The organism is Paenibacillus chungangensis, assembly GCF_042675905.1.
In the GTDB taxonomy this organism is placed as follows: domain Bacteria; phylum Bacillota; class Bacilli; order Paenibacillales; family Paenibacillaceae; genus Pristimantibacillus; species Pristimantibacillus chungangensis.
The window spans coordinates 136,287-152,722 of sequence record NZ_JBHTJZ010000004.1; the positions used below are offsets into that span (position 1 = coordinate 136,287).

The window sequence follows — 16,436 nt, forward strand, 5'->3', positions numbered from 1 at the left end:
TGCGTTCTACTATGCTCGAAGAAAGAGCTTATCCATTCCGGATCCTGATAAGGAGCGAAGCGTCATGTCCATCCTGAATCCGATATCCATCACAAGAGGCGACTTGTTCTTCACCAAGGAGCTCCCGCTGCATATGAACCGAGTGGCCGAGTCCTTCAGGTTGCAGAAGCATGCTCATGACTTTATTGAGATTTGCATGGTGACGGAGGGAGAAGGAGAGCATTACATCGACGACATTCAGTTCAAGGTGTCCAAAGGCGATCTCTTCTATATCCCGATCGGCATGTCCCATGTGTTCAGACCAAGATCGTCCTCGCCCGGCAATCGCCTGGTCGTGTACAATTGCATTTTCACTGCGGCCTACCTGGATGAATTGATGGCCAGGAACCCGCTTGAGCCAGGCATTCTGGCCTTCTTCGGCGAGCTTGGGCAGCAATGCCGCCGCCTGTCGCTGCAAGACGCGAACGGTGAAGCGGAGCGGATCATGCAGCGCATGCATCTCGAGTATACCCAACGCATGATCGGCTACTCCGCCTGTCTACAAGCCGGATTGGTGGACTTGCTGGTGCTTGTCTATCGGAGAAGCCTCGCCGCCCCTTCCGTCAACGGTGCTTCCGTCGACAGTCGTCTTCGGGAATGGCTCGCTCGTATCGACCGGGATGTCGCGACACTTTACCCGGCGGATAAGATCGCCTCCGACATCGGCATCAGTGCGCGTCATTTGCAGCGACTGATCAAGGCCGCAGCGGGCATGACGCTGACCGAATACATTCAAGTCTCCCGAATCAAACAAAGTCGGCGGCTATTAAGCGAGACGAATCTGAAGATTAGTTCCATCGCGGCAGCCGTCGGCTATCAGGATATGAAATTTTATAATCGGCTATTCAAGCAGCATTGTGGCATGACGCCAAGCGAGTTCCGCAGACGAATGAGCAGCAACAGCTCGCAGCCCGTCATACACGAAGGAATGCCAGATTAACGGGCCTCATCCGTACAAAACGAAGAGCCATTCATCCATTTAAATAGACATTATAGAAATGGAATGCTCCGTTTCCCGTAAGCCTTGTCGGGCAATGCTAGTAACACCCATGATTTTGGAAGGAGGTTGGGGCATGATTGGTATTCATCCCGTGCATCGCAGAATGGCGGAGTTGACGAACAAAGCGAGGAAGATGGGCGGCTACAACGTCTTGTCTCTGGTGGAGCGGCAGGAGCTGGAGCATTGCTTGAAGGTGAACTATGATCTCGTGTTCGATCTGGATTCTTTAAAGGCGATAGCTTTCGTGGCGTATGAAAGCGGAGATCTGGAGTGGCAGCGGGAATTATGCGAACGCATAGATAGGCTGGAGGCGAAGCTTCTGTAGTGTAGAATAGATGATTGGCGAACTGAGGCGAATGACTTAGAGGGATGGGGGAGGGGAGGCGTGCGAAGAACGTGCGCATTCCCCTTGTTTTGTCTGTGCGAAATGACATGTGAGATTGTCGTTTATTCACGATTCCGAACCCAATCAAGCAATGCTTCTTCTGATTCGAAGTACATCGCCTCTGAGAGTTCGGTACACAGCACCTGGTAGTTATCGAAGCCAGTCACTGCAGACTTCTCTTCCTCTTCCGAGTCCACGAAGCGTTCCTCGAATTCTTCAACCGTATTAAATCCAATTAAGAAGTCATTTAGTCCTCCATGAACAAATGGGGAATCAAAGCCAAACAACAGGTATTTACATCCAAATTCTGCTTCCTTAATCTCCATGAACAATTCCTCCATACTATTAGTACGATTAACTTTCTACCCCCCTAATTCTTCACGGGGTTCACGATATCCTTCCGCTCATTTGTCATTGCTCATGACCATCATCCATCCATTGGATATATCGCTCTAGCACGCTGTACAGCTCTTCCATTCTGACGAAGCGGGAGAAGCGATGCACTTCTCGTCCATCGAAGAACAGGAGCAAGACAGGGGCTGTAAGCACCAAATATTCGGAAGCAAGCTCCGGCACATCCTCAACATACACATATCCGCTATGTACACCGGGCATTTCCTCCATCATACTTTTCACTTTAGCTTGGATTGCCTCACATACGCCGCAATGCTCTGTTTTCATCAAGAGCAGCATCAGCCGATGCTCCTGGATGGCGGCTCGCACTTCCTTTAACTGCTTGAATGCATTCATTTGGGTTCTCCTTTTTGCTGATTTGGCTCAGCGTATCATGAAGGAAAGGCAAGATCAACTTTTGCTTAAGACCTGGCCGTATCGATCATGGTATTGGATGCTAATATCGTCTATTTATGTACTATCCACTTGCTGCTAATACGTATTAGCAATATAATAATGCCAGATATCAGCAGACAGAAGAGCAGCGTTAGCGCAAGCAACTAAGCCAGCAGAATTGCCCAGCAGCAATCATTAAGCAGCAGCAAGAAGGTGGAATGAACGACATGAGTATGAAGGAAATTGCCCGACAGGCGGGCGTATCGCAAGGGACGGCATCCCTGGTACTAAACGGCAAGGGCAACCAGTACCGCATAGCGGCTGCGACGCAGGAGCGGGTGTTCGAGGCGGCTCGGCAACTGAATTACCAGCCGAACATATCGGCGAAGCGGCTCAGAAGCCAAGGGGAGTCGGTCGCGCCCATCATCGCCTTGTTCTGGACGATGGATACCCGCTGGGAGCTAATGGGGCGCTTCCTGAAAGGTGTGCAATCGGCGGTAAGCCTACTGGAGACGGAGCACGAGATATTGATTCAGCCCTATGTCAGCTCGCGCTTGTCCGAGGTGAAGAGCTTGCTGACGCAGACGAGATTCAACGGCGCCATTATTGCCAATCCAACGGAAGAGGATGAGGCTTATCTGGAAGCCAGCGATATCCCGGTGCCGATCGTCCTTATCCAGCGGGATTCCGGCAAGTACAGTACGGTGAACGTGGACAATGACGAAGCAGGCAGGACGGTAGCTAGCTTGCTGGCAGATAGGGGCCACCGGGAAGCGGGGCTTCTCGTGCCGAATGTCTCTTCGAAGGCGGTGCTGCTAAGGCGGTACGGATTCCTGGAGGAGTGCGCCGCCAGAGGATTGCAAGTGGCCGAGGATCATACGGTGCTGGAGGACTTCTCGGAGGAGGGCGGCTATCGCGGAGTGAAGCGGATGGCGGAAGGCGGCTCCTTGCCTGGCGCGCTGTTCTGTTTAAGCGACCAGATGGCGGTAGGGGCGCTTAGCGCACTCCATGAACTTGGCATCGCGGTGCCGGAAGAGATGGAGATCGTAGGGCACGATGACTTCGAGACAGCGAAGTACAGCATTCCGCCGCTGACTACGATTCATCTGCCCGTGGAACAGATGGCTTCATCGAGTGTCCAGCTGCTGGTGGACCTGATGAGCCGAAAGGCGAGTCCGCCGGTATCCGTACAGTTCCAGCACCGGCTGGTTATCCGGCAATCGTGCGGCAGCGCGCAAGGGAAGTGGAGCTAGACTAATTCGGAATGAGGAAAGGGGAATGGGGAGATGGCACAATGGTATTCAAGGGAAGCGAGCGGCAAGTTCGAGGGGGTATTCTCCTTGCTGCTGACGCCATTCCATGAGAATGGCGATGTGAACTGGCAAGCTTACGACCGTTATGTGGAGTGGCAGCTGGAGCGGAAGCCGAATGGACTGTTCGGCGTCTGCGGCAGTAGCGAGATGAAGTGGCTGACGCTGGAAGAGCGCGAGCAGCTGGCGAACAGGGCGGTGAAGCTGGCTGGGAATGTCCCTGTCGTCATCACCGGCAATCTGGGCTCAGATCCGGCACCCCATGACCTCCAAGCTCATCGCGCAGTTGCAGGGTATGGACATCGGATTGACCTGCCGCAATCCCGTCAGGCTGAAGCCGGATACGGCGCATGCAGTAAGGGCTTGGTATACAGGTGGCAGACGCGCTTAATCGCCAAGCAAGCCTGAGCATTGGGTCATTGTGCTTTCTTGGAGGGCTGTGGTAGACTCTCTCTTAAAAAGACACTGGCCGGAAGGTGATGAGGGCAATGCTGACAATGCTGGTTGTCGACGACGACAAGTTCGAGCGAGAAGGCGTGAAATTCCTGGTGGACAAGTACGGTCTGAACACGGCAATCGTTGAAGCCGACAGCGGTGAGAGCGCGCTTGCATATATGGAACAGAACGAGGTGGATATTCTGTTCACGGACATCCGTATGCGAGAGATGGACGGACTTACGCTGGCCGAGAAGGTGCGGGATATGGGCAGGCAGACCAAAGTCATTTTTATGAGCGCATACGGCGAGTTCGAATATGCGAAGCGCGCCATACATTTGAAAGCGGTTCAATATATTTTGAAGCCGGTGCAAGTCTCGGAATTCGTCAGTGTCGTAACCGAAGTGATCCGCATGTGCGAGGAGGAACGCCAATCGCGCAAGACCGCGAAGCTGCACGGGTCATCGGGAACGGCTCCGATGGCCGACGAAGGGCTATCGAAGGCGATCGAGCAGGTCGTTCGCATTGTTGAGGAACGATACGCTTCCGATTTGTCGCTGGAATGGCTCGCCGAGCAAGTGTACTTGTCGCCCAACTATTTAAGCCATTTGTTCAAGAAGGAGAAGAAGATTAGCGTCAATAAATATATTACGCTATTCCGTATGAACAAGGCCGAGGAACTGCTGAGAACGACCAATCGCAAAATTGTCGATATTGCCCGGGATGTCGGCTATTATAACTTTCCCTACTTCAGCTCCCTGTTCAAAAACCGATTTGGCGTATCTCCGTCCCAGTACCGGGAAGAGGCCTAAGCGATGATACGGGCATTATTTCGCTATTTCAACCATTTGAGATTTAATCGGAAGCTTTTTCTCTCCTACTTGATTGTCGTGATCATTCCTGTATCTGTATTGGGCGCATATGCTTACTGGCAATCCAAGACAATGCTGAACATGCAGATGCTGCAGGGGCTGGACAAGACAGTGAGCACTGTATCTGAGAGCATGAGTCGATCGACCGGTCAATATAATCATCTCCTTCGCTCGATGCTGTTCAACGGGACGTTCCAAAAGATCGTCACGAACGATTATATTGATCTGGTCAACTTGTCCCGCGACTTGCAGTCGTATTTATCGCCTTACGTCACCATGATTGCCAATCTGGATCAGGATGTGGAGAAGGTGACTGTCTATGCGCAAGGCAATGTGCCGGAGTATGGCAATCTGGTGCAGTCCGCCGGCAGGGTGCGGGAGGAGTGGTGGTACGACGAGGCCACGGAAGGAACAGGCAGCGAGATTCGCTGGTTTTATGACGGAGACATTTTCGCAACGGGAACGTTCCCCATTCTGTTCTCACCGGACCGTCACTTTGTCTATATGCGAATCAATGAAGACAGCTTCTTCAAGCCGGTGTCGGAGCTGACGAATGAATACGGCATTGTCATTGTCGACCAAGAGCATCAGATTCTGTACGGCAACTACGGCGAATGGGGATTGGCGGCCGATGACATCGCGGGATTGATTGACCTGCAAGACAGTGAAATCCTGATCGACGGGAAGAAATTTCTTCTTGTCAGCAAGCAAGTGGAGCATGCTGGATGGACGATTTATTGCTTCGTGCCGATTGCTCAGGTGGCATCCGATGCGGACTCGATTATTCGCGCTACCCTAGTCATAATTGGCGTATGCATAATCACTTTGCTTGCCATGATTACGATATTCTCGAAGACGATGCTCAGACGGATACACAAGCTGAATTCCTTGATGAAGCGGGTTGAGGTCGGCAACACCAATATCAGGATTTCGAGCGATTCCAAGGACGAAATCGGACAATTGACGAATCAGTTCGGCCATATGCTAGTACGCTTCAACGCTTTGATTGAGGAGTCTTATCGGAGCAAGATCAAGCAGCAGGAAGCTGAGATGAAAGCGCTTCAGTGGCAGATTAATCCCCATTTTCTATACAATACGTTGTCATTTATTAACTGGCAGGCGTTAAGGAACGGCGCAGAGGATATCAGCCAGGTCGTTACGGCTATGGCCAGGTTTTACCGGACCGCGCTTAATCGGGGTCATAACCTGATTACGGTTCGGGACGAGTTGGACAATATTATGTCCTATATTGAGATCGTACAAGTGATGAGCGAATATCGGTTCGATGTGGAGTACCGGTTCGACGAAGCGGTGTACGAATACTCGACGATTAATTTGATACTTCAACCGCTTGCCGAGAACGCAATCAAGCATGGCATTAAGGAGAAGAGGGAGGGAAGCGGCCTGTTGAAGGTAAGCGCCAGACTGGTGGGAGAGACGATCGTCTTTGATATCGAGGATAACGGACCAGGCATGCCGCCGGAGACTGCGGATGCGATATTGTCGATGAATTCTTCCGGTTACGGGCTGAAAAACGTCCATGAACGATTGCAGCTGCTGTTCGGACCGTCCTTCGGCGTATCCGTTCATAGCAAGCCTGGCGAGGGCACATTAATGCGGATCACTTGTCCGCAGTATAGAACAGGTTCAAATTGAATAAGAGGGTATAGTGAGTTCTGAGCAATCTGCCTTCATGGCAGATTTTTTCTTTTCTCCAAAACACGTAAATTACTGAATCATTTCGGAAGGATTTGATAATTCCATCGGAGATTGTCTGTGATAAAGTGTGAGGTAGGTAGAAAGCGCTAACATTTAAGAAGGGGGGAGTGCCCATGCAGCTGGGTACAGCACCGCAGCCAGTCAAACAGCTCATGAGAGGGGAGAGGCGGAAGAAAATAAGACAATACCGCGTCTTGTTTATCATGCTGATCCCGGCCGTCATTTATTTTACGGTGTTCCACTATATGCCGATGTACGGGGTGCTGCTGGCTTTCAAGGATTTTAAAATTACGCAAGGCATACTGAGCAGCCCGTGGGCGGGATTCCATCACTTTACCACCATTCTTCACGATTCCTATTTCTATACGGTGCTAAAAAACACGATCATCATCAGCGTATACAAGCTCGTATTCGGATTTCCGGTACCCATTCTATTCGCGCTGCTGCTTAGCGAGATGACGAGTGTCAAATTTAAAAAAATGGTACAAACCGTTTCCTACCTGCCGCACTTTATATCCTGGGTTGTATTGGCCGGCATTTTTTTTACGATTTTCTCGCTCGACGGACCAGTGAACGGTATCATCAAGCTGTTCGGTGGCGATCCGCTGCTCTTCTTGGCAGATGACCGCTATTTCCGTACCATTCTGGTCGTGACGCATATTTTTCAAGGATTCGGCTGGGGCTCCATTATTTACTTTGCTGCATTGTCGAATATCGACCCTCAACTGCACGAGGCGGCCGTTATGGATGGTGCCGGACGATTCAAGCGAATGGTTTACATCTCGATTCCGATGCTTACACCTGTCATTGCGATTATGCTGATCTTGTCCATGTCGGGCATACTGGATGCGGGCTTCGATCAAATATTCAATATGTACAATGTGAAAGTATACAACGTGGCCGATATAATCGATACGTATGTCTATCGCAAGGGGCTTGTCGAGATGAGCTACAGCTATGCGACGGCGGTCGGATTGTTCAAATCAGTTGTCGCGCTGCTGCTGATTCTTGCCGTGAACAAGACAGTGAAGTTGATCGGTGGCAAGGAGCATGCGCTATGGTAACGATAAGCGGCAAGGAGAGAATGCGATGATTCATACGAAGAAATCAACCGGTGACCGCCTTATCGACGCAGGGTTGGCGATCATCCTGGCGGGTATCGCGCTCATTACACTCTATCCGTTCTGGACGCAAGTGGTCATCTCGATGGATGGTGCAGGCGCAGACAGCGCAGCTTATTCTGCAGGCGTGATTCTGTTGCCGACCGAGCTGACGTTCGAAAGTTATAAGCTGGCCTTTCAATTCGATGCATTATGGACCGGTTACCGGAATACCATCGTGCGGACTGTGATGGGAGTCGCTCTGTCGGTCTGCTTGACAGCGGTTACGGCGTATCCGCTTGCCAAGAGAGACCTGCCGTTCAATCGCGCGATAACGGGCTTCATTCTGTTCACGATGCTATTCTCCGGCGGGATGATTCCAATCTACTTATTGATCAAGGAGTTGAATATGCTCAATACGATCTGGGCTCTGGTTATTCCAACCGCCATCGGAGCGTTCAATGTGTTGATTATGCGGAATTTCTTCCGCAGTATTCCCGGAGAGGTTGAAGAATCGGCTAGAGTCGACGGAGCTGGCTACTTCCGCATCTTCCTGCTCATCATCGTGCCGTTATCCAAGCCTGTCCTGGCGACGATTGCGCTGTGGGTTGCCGTCGGCCACTGGAACGCCTGGTTCGACAGTATGATCTACGTCACCGATCCCGACAAGCAGGTTCTCCAGATTGTGCTGCGCAAAATTATTATCCAGAACAATATGGCCGACATCAATAACGTCATTCAAAATATCGGGAAGACGACCGTATTCTCCGGCCGACAGCTGCAAGCGACGGTCGTCATGTTCTCGATCATCCCGATGCTGATCGTCTATCCGTTCATCCAGAAGTACTTCGTGAAAGGCGTTATGATTGGCGCGATTAAAGGCTAGTACATGTACTGCAACTCATACATGAAAAATGAAAGGGTGGTTACAGTGAATAACTGGTTCAAGTGGCAGTCGTTGCTTTGTTATTTCTTGATCGTGTCTTTGCTGGCGGCATGTAGCAGCAATACGGGAGAGCAGCAATCCGGCGGCTCAGGCTCGAATAAGCGTCCCGCGAATAATAATAAGGGCGAAGAGCAAGCTGCGGAGAAGACTCAGCTGACCTTCTGGAATTTGGATGAGAATGTAACGGAGTCGGCTGGACTCAGCTATGTGGAAGAGAAGTTCGATGTAGAGATCGGCTTCATTAACGCTTCACGGGAAGCGATGAAGGAGACGCTGAACTTGAAAATCGCTTCCGGCGATATTCCGGACTGGTGGAAAGAACCGTCGTTCACGGACTATGACAAATTCCTGCAGCAGGAAGTGGCAGCGGAAATCCCGCAAGAACTTATTGAAGAGCATATGCCAAAATATATGGACTGGTTGAAGCGATTCCTCGGCGAAGACCCGTTCAAGTACGTAAGAAGAGACGGAAAGATCTATGCGCTGCCTGTCATCTGGGATATCGGTATGGACGGACTGGGGCTGGCATTCCGCGAAGACTGGCTCAGGAACGTCGGTATCGACAAAACGCCGGAAACGATCGAAGAGATGGAAATCGCCCTAACCAAGTTCCGGCATGACGATCCCGACGGGAACGGCAAGCAGGACACGTACGGCATTACGTCGCAGGGCTCCAGTATCGGAGGAATATTCAGCTCCGTATTCGGCGCATACGATGCGTATCCGAACATCTTCCGGGAGAAAGACGGGCAGATTGTGCGGGGGGAGATCGAACCGGGAGCGAAGCAAGCGCTTGAAGTGCTGCATCGCTGGTACCAGAATGAATTGATCGATCCCGAGTTCGTCGTGAACAAGGCCGAGAATGTAGAGGACAAGATGATGACGGATAAGATCGGCGCCATTGAGTACTACTGGTGGGCGTTCCTGCCTGGCAGCGCTTTCCTCGGGGGCGAGCAGTGGTATGACAAGCTGAAGAGCAAGCACCCTGACTTCAACTTCGCCATTACCGGCGGAGTGAAGGGACCGGACGGCAGCTATGGACTGTCGCAATACAATCCGGCATTCGCCTCCGGCGTCATGTTCGGCAAGCAGCTGGCGGACGACCGTGACAAGATGATCAAGTATATGCAAGTATTCGAAGCCAGCCAGTTCGATCCGGAGACGTATGAGATGTTGAACTTCGGTGTGAAGGGCACGCATTGGAAGCTGTCCGATCAAGGGACGGTTGAATTTATAGCGCCTTATACCGATGAGGATGAGCGGAAGAAAGCAGGACTGGTCGGTTATTCCATGGCAGGCTCGTTCAACGATTACGAGTTCCAGACTTCCTATACGTCGGATAAGGAATTGCGGCAGCTGGCGCAGCAGACACGTGAAGCAATGACGAGACATATCGATATTCTCGCTCCTTTCAATAAGCCTGTCTATAACGAAGTGCAAGACAAGCTGGAGCAGTATACGCTGCAGACCTTCATTGACTTTATTACCGGGCGCAAATCGCTGAGTGAGTTCGACGACTTCGTAGCGGATTGGAAGAAGAATGGCGGAGACAAGGTGCTGGAGGAAGCTCAGCAAGTGTACGAGGAGTACTTAAAATAATCCAATTGATGACAGAAGCGGGGAGTGGGGAGACACTATGCATATACAAGCGGGCAAGCTGCTCATTCGGCTGAATGAAGCCGGAGAAGTGGTGAATTGGCAGGATACGAACAGCGGCCGGGAGCTGATTGCCGGCAAGTGTGGCTTGCCATTCATTCGGGCGGCCTTGGCAGGCAAGACGGAAATGCCGACGTCGATGAGTTACTCGGAAAAAACGAATACGCTCACCTTCGTGTTCGCGGAATGCGGCGCGCGAATCGACATTGCCGTTACGATTCGGGACCGATATGCCTCGTTTCGAGTCAGCGGTATAACGGGAGAGGAGCCGGATGCGATCATCTGGGGACCTTATATGACCTCTCTCTGCGGCTCGATCGGGGAATCGGTCGGCGTCGTGCGTGACGGGCAGTTCGCATGCGGCATACAAGCATTGAACGCGAAGACGATCGGAGGCTGGCCCGTCGAGCTGGATCGACTGGAAGGCGTGCAGGATACCTATTCAGGTAGCGATGCCAGCATGCCGGACCCCGACAGCAGGAAGCCTTCGGACAATAAATTCGAATACGAGGTGTGCGCGGCTTGGCCAACCAGCGACGGCAGCATGCTGCAAGCTTACGCCAGAAATCGCACGCGGGCTGCACGAAGGAAAGTGTGGAACTTGCCGGATATACCAGTGGCGCCTATCGAGGGAGAAGATGCGCTTATTGTCGGAACGGGAATTGCCTTGTTCGGAAGCCGGTTCGAGGATGTGCTGCATACGATTGAGGATATTGAGCTCGGAGAGGGACTTCCTCATCCCATGATTGAAGGCGTATGGGGGAAGACGTCTCCAGCGGCGAATCAATCATATCTCATTACCGACTTCACGGAGGAGACGATCTCCGATGCCGTCCGCTATGCCCGTATGGCCAATCTCTCGTATGTGTACCATCCGGACCCGTTCAGCGAGTGGGGACACTTCACGCTGAAGCCGGGCAGCTTCCCGAACGGGGATGAAGGCTTGCGGGCTTGTGTCGACTATGCGGCGGGCGAAGGGGTGAAGGTAGGCGTCCATACGTTGTCCAACTTCACGACGCTCAATGATCCTTATGTCACGCCCAAGCCGTCGCGAGATCTGCAGACGGTGGGAAGCGCATTGCTTGTCGCGGACGTTCATGAGACGAGCGATGAATGGGAAGTGGATGATCCCGGTCCGTTCACTGTCGCCTTGTTCCGCCGCTCTGCACGCATCGGAGCTGAGATTATTGAGTATTCCGGCGTGTCGGAATCGGCTCCGTGGAAGCTTCTCGGCGTGAAGCGCGGAGCTAACGGCACTATGGTGTCGGCGCATCAGGCGGGCTCAGTGGTTGAGCGATTGTGGGATCATCCCTACGACGTCTTCTTCCCGAATCATCAATTGCAGGATCGATATAGCGATCGTCTTGCCGGACTGTTCGCGAAGACGGGGCTGAAGCAGATATCGTTCGACGGTCTGGAAGGCGTATATGCCACCGGACAGGATGGCTACGGCGTGAATCGCTTCGTCCAGCGGTGCTATGAGGGCTGGGGCGACGAAGTCATTAATGATGCCAGCATCGTAGTTCCGAATTACTTGTGGCATATCTTCACGCGATTCAATTGGGGAGAACCTTGGGGGGCCGCTACTCGCGAGGGGCAACTGGAATGGCGGCTGAGCAATCAGCGTTTTTTCCAACGAAATTTCATTCCGCCGATGCTGGGCTGGTTCCTTATTCGTGCCCATTCCGAGCGCTTCCAGGCGACGCAGCTGGATGAGATCGAATGGGTGCTGTCGAAGGCGGCGGGCTTCGGGGCAGGCTTCGCGCTCGTCGCTGATCTTGCCGTATGGAAGCGTATCGGCAACGGCGAAGCGTTGCTTCGCGCGGTACGCGAATGGGAGCTGGCCCGGCATGCGAATGCATTCACGCAGGAGCAGCGGGAACGTCTGCAAGATCCCAAGGGAGACTGGCATCTTGAAGCGGCGAGTGAAGGGACATGGCAGCTGTATCCCGTTCATTACTCGAAGCCGCTGGAGTGCGACCCGCAGGAGCTGCAGCCGGGGCAGCCGGGAGGAGCGGACTGGGCGTACTTCAACCCGTACGACTCCCAATCGCTGGCGTTCTGCTTGCGCGTGAACGCTTCGTACGGCAATGACGATGCATCAATTAGTCGGCCGACCTTCTATACGAACGGCGTATATATGACATTCGATACGGAAGTCAAGGCGAATCAGTATCTCGTATGCGACGGCGACCGGACGGGTCGCATCTACGATCTGAACTGGAATCTGTTGTCCGAGGTGCGGGCGGATGCGGAAGCACCGACTCTTCGGAGCGGCGGCCAGACGCTGTCGTTCAGTTGCAAGTTCGCAGGCGATCCCAAGCCGGTTGTCAGTGTCAGGGTAACGGTCAAGGGTGAAGCCGAGCTTGTGCAAGCGAAGGTTATTACTTAGGTCCATTCAGTACGAGTCACGCTTGGCGGGGCTATGTGAGCAAAATGAGCGATAGCGCAGACTTTTCTCTATTATTCCGATGCTATGTGATCATTTTGAGCGATAACCCCTTACTTGCTCGTTTTATTCATAACGCATAACGGCTATTAAAGGCCGTTATGCGTATTTTTTGTTTCTTCAAGAAGTCATAATACTACGCAAAATCTTACGATTTTCATCTATAATCTTTCGGCACCTATCCGTACAATAGCATTGCGGTTCAAATCAAATGTTGAATTGGAAACTAGCAACTATTTGCCGTTTTCCAATCACCTGTATGTCGACAATGTTCATCTAAGCAAGCTTGAGCCCTGAAAAATTAAATGATCCGGAGGGTGTGTTTGATGAATAAGCAGGATATGCAGCTGAGAGATAAAGTAGCCCAAATGTTTGCGTTCTCTGTTTTCGGAGCGTCGTTGAATGAGGATACCCGGTTTTTACTGACGGAATTAAAAGCAGGAGGACTGTTCCTCGGAACTGCCAGCTTGCAAAACACTAAGCAGGTGCACAGTCTGACTTCAGAGCTGCAAGACTTGTCCATGACAGAGGGCAGCGGTATTCCGTTGTTCATCTCGGCGGATTTTGTAGCCGGCGCAGGCTGCAAGGTGCAAGGTGCCGTTCATTTCCCCAAAAATCGGGCAATCGGAGCGGCGGCGGACGAAAGCCTGGCTTATGAGACGGGCAGGATAACGGCGATGGAAAGCTTGGCTATAGGTGTTAACTTTAATTACAGCCCTGTCGTGGATGTGAATAACAATCCCAAAAACCCGGTCATCGGAACCCATTCATTCGGTGCAGATAAGCAGCTGGTCAGCCGATTGGGCAATGCTGTTATTCGCGGCTATCAGGAACATGGAATGATAGCTACAGCTAAGCATTTTCCGGGACATGGCGATACCCATGTAGATTCTCATGAGGATTTGCCCGTGCTTTCCTTCACGAAGGAGCGGTTGGAATCTATGGAATGGATGCCGTTTCGCAGTGCGATCTCACAAGGAGCAGATGCCATTATGGTAGGGCATATGGCAGTTCCAGCGATCGATCCTTCACTTATGCCGGCTTCTCTATCCTACGAGATAACGACGGGGCTTTTGCGTAAGAGCATGCAATTCCAGGGGCTTATCGTCACAGACGGATTATCCATGAAGGGGATCACTAATCAGTTCTCGATGGAAGAGGCGTGCATACGGGCCGTTCTTGCCGGGGCTGATATACTGCTGGCAACTGCGGAAGATGTGCGGCAAGCTGCCTCTATGCTGGAAGCCGTAGTGGAAGCTGTAAGACAGGGGAGAATTCCGCTGGAGCGCATCGAGGAGTCCTATGGCCGCATCATGCGAATGAAACAAAAGTACCGGTTAACTGCACCATTGTACCGTCCTTCGGTGTATGAAGAAAAGGTGTTCAAGCAAAGGGAGTCGGAAGAGACAGCTCTGAAATTGGCAAGACTCGCCGCTACGCCGATAGGGGGCATGAGAGCGGGGGTGCTGCTTGAACAATCAGACATAGCATGGACGCTCATTCGCGATCGTCAATTAGGTGTCTTCGCAGAAGGTGTGCAGAGAAGACTCCCAAAGATTGAGGATCGCTTGATAGACAGCTTCGAGGAAGCGCTGAATCAGTTGAGGAACATACAGCCCGGCCGTCATATCATTTTTGCCATATGTCATCATAAGCCGATGGCCGATGACTGGATTGCGCTTTTCCAGAATGAAATGAAGCGGGTCAGTAGAGGAATCTGGATTCACTTCGGTTCGGAGTACGATGTACGGGATATTGGAATTCCCTGCTTGTTGATGTATGATCGCGCGCCAGCCCTGCAGCAGACTGCCGCTCGCTATTTGACGCAGGAATAATCCGGTCATAAAAGTGCAGAAATTGCAACGGTAATCATCTGCACATATCGTCTACTGTCTTCTACAATGAACGCAATCGTATCGTCGAACTAGTACACTGAGAAGAGGTGAAGCGAATGGTTCTAGGAAGATGGGGGCGAATGATACGAGCGGATTGGATGCTGTATCTGTTTTTAATACCTGGTCTATTGTACTTTGTCATATTTAAGTACTTGCCCATGTACGGTATTATGATTGCTTTCCAGGACTACAGCCCGTTTAAAGGAATAGCGGGAAGTCCATTTGTCGGGCTGAAGCATTTTATGCGTTTTTTCGAAGATGATGCGTTTATCACTGTATTTCGCAATACATTGCTCATTAGTCTGTATAAGCTGATTTTCGGGTTTCCCGTCCCGATCATTCTTGCGCTTATGCTGAACGAAGTCAGAGTGTTATGGTTCAAGCGAACGGCTCAGACGTTGTTTTACATTCCTCATTTCTTTTCTTGGGTTATCTTCGGAGGGATCGTCATCCAAGTGCTGTCATCTAAAGGCATGGTCAACAGTGTGATTGCTTTCTTTGGAGGGGATCCGATATTGTTCATGGCCGAGAAGTCGTTTTTTCGCAGCATTCTGGTCATCTCGGATATACTCAAGGAATCGGGCTGGGCATCGATTATTTACATTGCGGCCATTGCAGGCGTGGACCCCGCATTATACGAAGCTGTGAGAATGGACGGGGCTAAGAAGCGGCATGAAATCTGGCATGTGACTTTACCCGGCATTAAGAGTACCATAATCATTTTATTCATTTTGCAGCTGGGCAATATTCTTGAATTGGGGGTTCAGCAAGTATTTATGCTCTACAACCCGTTGGTCTATGAAGTAGGAGATATTATTGATACCTACGTGTATCGGGTAGGACTAACGGAACAGAAATACAGCTTTGCTACTGCCGTTGGTTTATTCCAAGCTACTGTTGGATTAATTCTGATTTATATGGCGAATTTTCTTGCCAAGCGTTATGGCGGAGGGGGGCTATGGTAGATGAGAGCGTCTCTGTCCGCGAGAATGGGCCATCTGACGAATTATAGTCTGCTCGCACTGCTGGGTTGCATGACTCTGTTTCCCCTTCTTCACGTGCTTGCCCAGTCGCTTAGCAGCCAGACTGCCGTCGTATCGAATCAGGTGACCGTCTATCCAATTGATTTCCAGATGGAGGCGTACCGTCTCCTGTTCAATGACAGTGCATTCTATCAGGCATTCGGCATCTCGATTCTTCGTACCATTGCGGGGGTCGTTATTAATATGACGCTGACTTGTCTGATGGCCTATCCGTTATCAAGAAGAAGGCTGGCGGGAAGAAGCGTTGTCATGAATATGGTGATCTTCACAATGCTGTTCCAAGGCGGACTGATTCCCTCCTTCCTGTTGTTGAAAGAGCTGTCGATGCTGGATACGATGTGGTCCTTGCTCTTACCTTCAGCTGTCAGCGCTTTCAATCTAATCTTGCTGAAGAACTTCTTTCAATCCGTACCTGACAGCATGGAGGAGTCAGCGAAGATCGACGGAGCCTCTCATGGCTCGATATTGTTTCGGATTTATGTGCCGCTGTCGATGCCGGCAATGGCCACATTGAGTTTATTCTATGCGGTCATGCACTGGAACACTTATTTTGACGCGGTCATGTATATCAACAATCCGAAGCTCATTCCGCTTCAGGTGTATCTGCGCAATATTATTGTGTTGAATGATTCGAACATCGATATGACCAATCTGACCGGACTATTCCTGGTAGCGCCGGAGACACTGAAGGCTGCGACAATTATAGCGAGTGTTCTGCCGATGATTGTTATTTATCCGTTTGTACAGCGTTTTTTCGTCAAGGGTGTCATGCTCGGCGCGGTCAAGGAGTGAATGGCT

General features: G+C 51.4%; 15 protein-coding genes. 13 read left to right on the plus strand and 2 right to left on the minus strand.

The genetic code is table 11. From position 1 onward, the window contains the following. Positions 1 to 64 precede the first annotated feature (64 nt). Positions 65 to 979 (plus strand): helix-turn-helix domain-containing protein, encoded by a 915-nt coding sequence (locus ACFQ2I_RS01410; RefSeq protein WP_377561663.1) that lies wholly within the window; start codon positions 65 to 67, stop codon positions 977 to 979. A gap of 133 nt (positions 980 to 1,112) precedes the next feature. Further along, on the plus strand, positions 1,113 to 1,364 hold the full coding sequence (locus ACFQ2I_RS01415; protein WP_377561664.1) for a DUF7667 family protein: 252 nt from the start codon (positions 1,113 to 1,115) through the stop codon (positions 1,362 to 1,364). Between the two features lie 122 nt (positions 1,365 to 1,486). On the opposite strand, the gene ACFQ2I_RS01420 is transcribed toward ACFQ2I_RS01415, so the two are convergent. Then, positions 1,487 to 1,750 (minus strand): hypothetical protein, encoded by a 264-nt coding sequence (locus ACFQ2I_RS01420; protein WP_377561666.1) that lies wholly within the window; start codon positions 1,748 to 1,750, stop codon positions 1,487 to 1,489. Positions 1,751 to 1,835: 85 nt separating this feature from the next. Then, positions 1,836 to 2,174 (minus strand): thioredoxin family protein, encoded by a 339-nt coding sequence (locus tag ACFQ2I_RS01425; protein WP_377561667.1) that lies wholly within the window; start codon positions 2,172 to 2,174, stop codon positions 1,836 to 1,838. 266 nt (positions 2,175 to 2,440) lie between these two features. Here ACFQ2I_RS01425 and ACFQ2I_RS01430 point away from each other — a divergent pair, with 266 nt between their 5' ends. The 11 genes from ACFQ2I_RS01430 (at position 2,441) to ACFQ2I_RS01480 (ending at position 16,430) form a co-directional block, all read left to right on the plus strand. Continuing rightward, positions 2,441 to 3,466 carry a LacI family DNA-binding transcriptional regulator gene (locus ACFQ2I_RS01430; RefSeq protein WP_377561669.1) on the plus strand — a complete coding sequence of 342 codons (1,026 nt, stop codon included), beginning with the start codon at positions 2,441 to 2,443 and terminating at the stop codon, positions 3,464 to 3,466. 33 nt (positions 3,467 to 3,499) lie between these two features. Continuing rightward, complete coding sequence (locus ACFQ2I_RS01435) at positions 3,500 to 3,931, plus strand: dihydrodipicolinate synthase family protein (RefSeq protein WP_377561672.1); 432 nt, start codon at positions 3,500 to 3,502, stop codon at positions 3,929 to 3,931. A gap of 80 nt (positions 3,932 to 4,011) precedes the next feature. Further along, a complete protein-coding gene (locus ACFQ2I_RS01440; protein WP_377561673.1) occupies positions 4,012 to 4,770 on the plus strand; it encodes a response regulator transcription factor in 759 nt (252 codons plus the stop codon). Positions 4,771 to 4,773: 3 nt separating this feature from the next. Next, positions 4,774 to 6,486, plus strand: coding sequence for a sensor histidine kinase (locus ACFQ2I_RS01445; RefSeq protein WP_377561674.1), 1,713 nt, complete (start codon positions 4,774 to 4,776; stop codon positions 6,484 to 6,486). 176 nt (positions 6,487 to 6,662) lie between these two features. Then, positions 6,663 to 7,613, plus strand: coding sequence for an ABC transporter permease (locus ACFQ2I_RS01450; protein ID WP_377561676.1), 951 nt, complete (start codon positions 6,663 to 6,665; stop codon positions 7,611 to 7,613). Continuing rightward, positions 7,600 to 8,535, plus strand: coding sequence for a carbohydrate ABC transporter permease (locus ACFQ2I_RS01455; RefSeq protein ID WP_377561677.1), 936 nt, complete (start codon positions 7,600 to 7,602; stop codon positions 8,533 to 8,535). The genes ACFQ2I_RS01450 and ACFQ2I_RS01455 overlap by 14 nt, the downstream gene beginning before the upstream one ends. A gap of 45 nt (positions 8,536 to 8,580) precedes the next feature. Beyond that, a complete protein-coding gene (locus ACFQ2I_RS01460; RefSeq protein ID WP_377561679.1) occupies positions 8,581 to 10,194 on the plus strand; it encodes a hypothetical protein in 1,614 nt (537 codons plus the stop codon). A gap of 37 nt (positions 10,195 to 10,231) precedes the next feature. Then, positions 10,232 to 12,643, plus strand: a complete 2,412-nt coding sequence (locus tag ACFQ2I_RS01465; RefSeq protein ID WP_377561680.1) for a hypothetical protein — start codon at positions 10,232 to 10,234, stop codon at positions 12,641 to 12,643. Positions 12,644 to 13,026: 383 nt separating this feature from the next. Beyond that, the gene (locus tag ACFQ2I_RS01470) at positions 13,027 to 14,535 is read left to right on the plus strand and encodes a glycoside hydrolase family 3 protein (protein ID WP_377561682.1); all 1,509 of its coding nucleotides are present in this window, start codon (positions 13,027 to 13,029) and stop codon (positions 14,533 to 14,535) included. Positions 14,536 to 14,675: 140 nt separating this feature from the next. Next, complete coding sequence (locus ACFQ2I_RS01475) at positions 14,676 to 15,560, plus strand: ABC transporter permease (RefSeq protein ID WP_377561684.1); 885 nt, start codon at positions 14,676 to 14,678, stop codon at positions 15,558 to 15,560. Beyond that, positions 15,561 to 16,430 carry a carbohydrate ABC transporter permease gene (locus ACFQ2I_RS01480; protein WP_377561685.1) on the plus strand — a complete coding sequence of 290 codons (870 nt, stop codon included), beginning with the start codon at positions 15,561 to 15,563 and terminating at the stop codon, positions 16,428 to 16,430. Positions 16,431 to 16,436 lie beyond the last annotated feature (6 nt).

What these genes read in the sequence shown, in the direction of transcription:
- ACFQ2I_RS01410 (WP_377561663.1), top strand. Translation starts at nt 65, where the DNA reads ATGTCCATCCTGAATCCGATATCCATCACAAGAGGCGACTTGTTCTTC.
- ACFQ2I_RS01415 (WP_377561664.1), top strand. Translation starts at nt 1,113, where the DNA reads ATGATTGGTATTCATCCCGTGCATCGCAGAATGGCGGAGTTGACGAAC.
- ACFQ2I_RS01420 (WP_377561666.1), bottom strand. Translation starts at nt 1,750, where the DNA reads ATGGAGATTAAGGAAGCAGAATTTGGATGTAAATACCTGTTGTTTGGC.
- ACFQ2I_RS01425 (WP_377561667.1), bottom strand. Translation starts at nt 2,174, where the DNA reads ATGAATGCATTCAAGCAGTTAAAGGAAGTGCGAGCCGCCATCCAGGAG.
- ACFQ2I_RS01430 (WP_377561669.1), top strand. Translation starts at nt 2,441, where the DNA reads ATGAGTATGAAGGAAATTGCCCGACAGGCGGGCGTATCGCAAGGGACG.
- ACFQ2I_RS01435 (WP_377561672.1), top strand. Translation starts at nt 3,500, where the DNA reads ATGGCACAATGGTATTCAAGGGAAGCGAGCGGCAAGTTCGAGGGGGTA.
- ACFQ2I_RS01440 (WP_377561673.1), top strand. Translation starts at nt 4,012, where the DNA reads ATGCTGACAATGCTGGTTGTCGACGACGACAAGTTCGAGCGAGAAGGC.
- ACFQ2I_RS01445 (WP_377561674.1), top strand. Translation starts at nt 4,774, where the DNA reads ATGATACGGGCATTATTTCGCTATTTCAACCATTTGAGATTTAATCGG.
- ACFQ2I_RS01450 (WP_377561676.1), top strand. Translation starts at nt 6,663, where the DNA reads ATGCAGCTGGGTACAGCACCGCAGCCAGTCAAACAGCTCATGAGAGGG.
- ACFQ2I_RS01455 (WP_377561677.1), top strand. Translation starts at nt 7,600, where the DNA reads ATGCGCTATGGTAACGATAAGCGGCAAGGAGAGAATGCGATGATTCAT.
- ACFQ2I_RS01465 (WP_377561680.1), top strand. Translation starts at nt 10,232, where the DNA reads ATGCATATACAAGCGGGCAAGCTGCTCATTCGGCTGAATGAAGCCGGA.
- ACFQ2I_RS01470 (WP_377561682.1), top strand. Translation starts at nt 13,027, where the DNA reads ATGAATAAGCAGGATATGCAGCTGAGAGATAAAGTAGCCCAAATGTTT.
- ACFQ2I_RS01475 (WP_377561684.1), top strand. Translation starts at nt 14,676, where the DNA reads ATGATACGAGCGGATTGGATGCTGTATCTGTTTTTAATACCTGGTCTA.
- ACFQ2I_RS01480 (WP_377561685.1), top strand. Translation starts at nt 15,561, where the DNA reads ATGAGAGCGTCTCTGTCCGCGAGAATGGGCCATCTGACGAATTATAGT.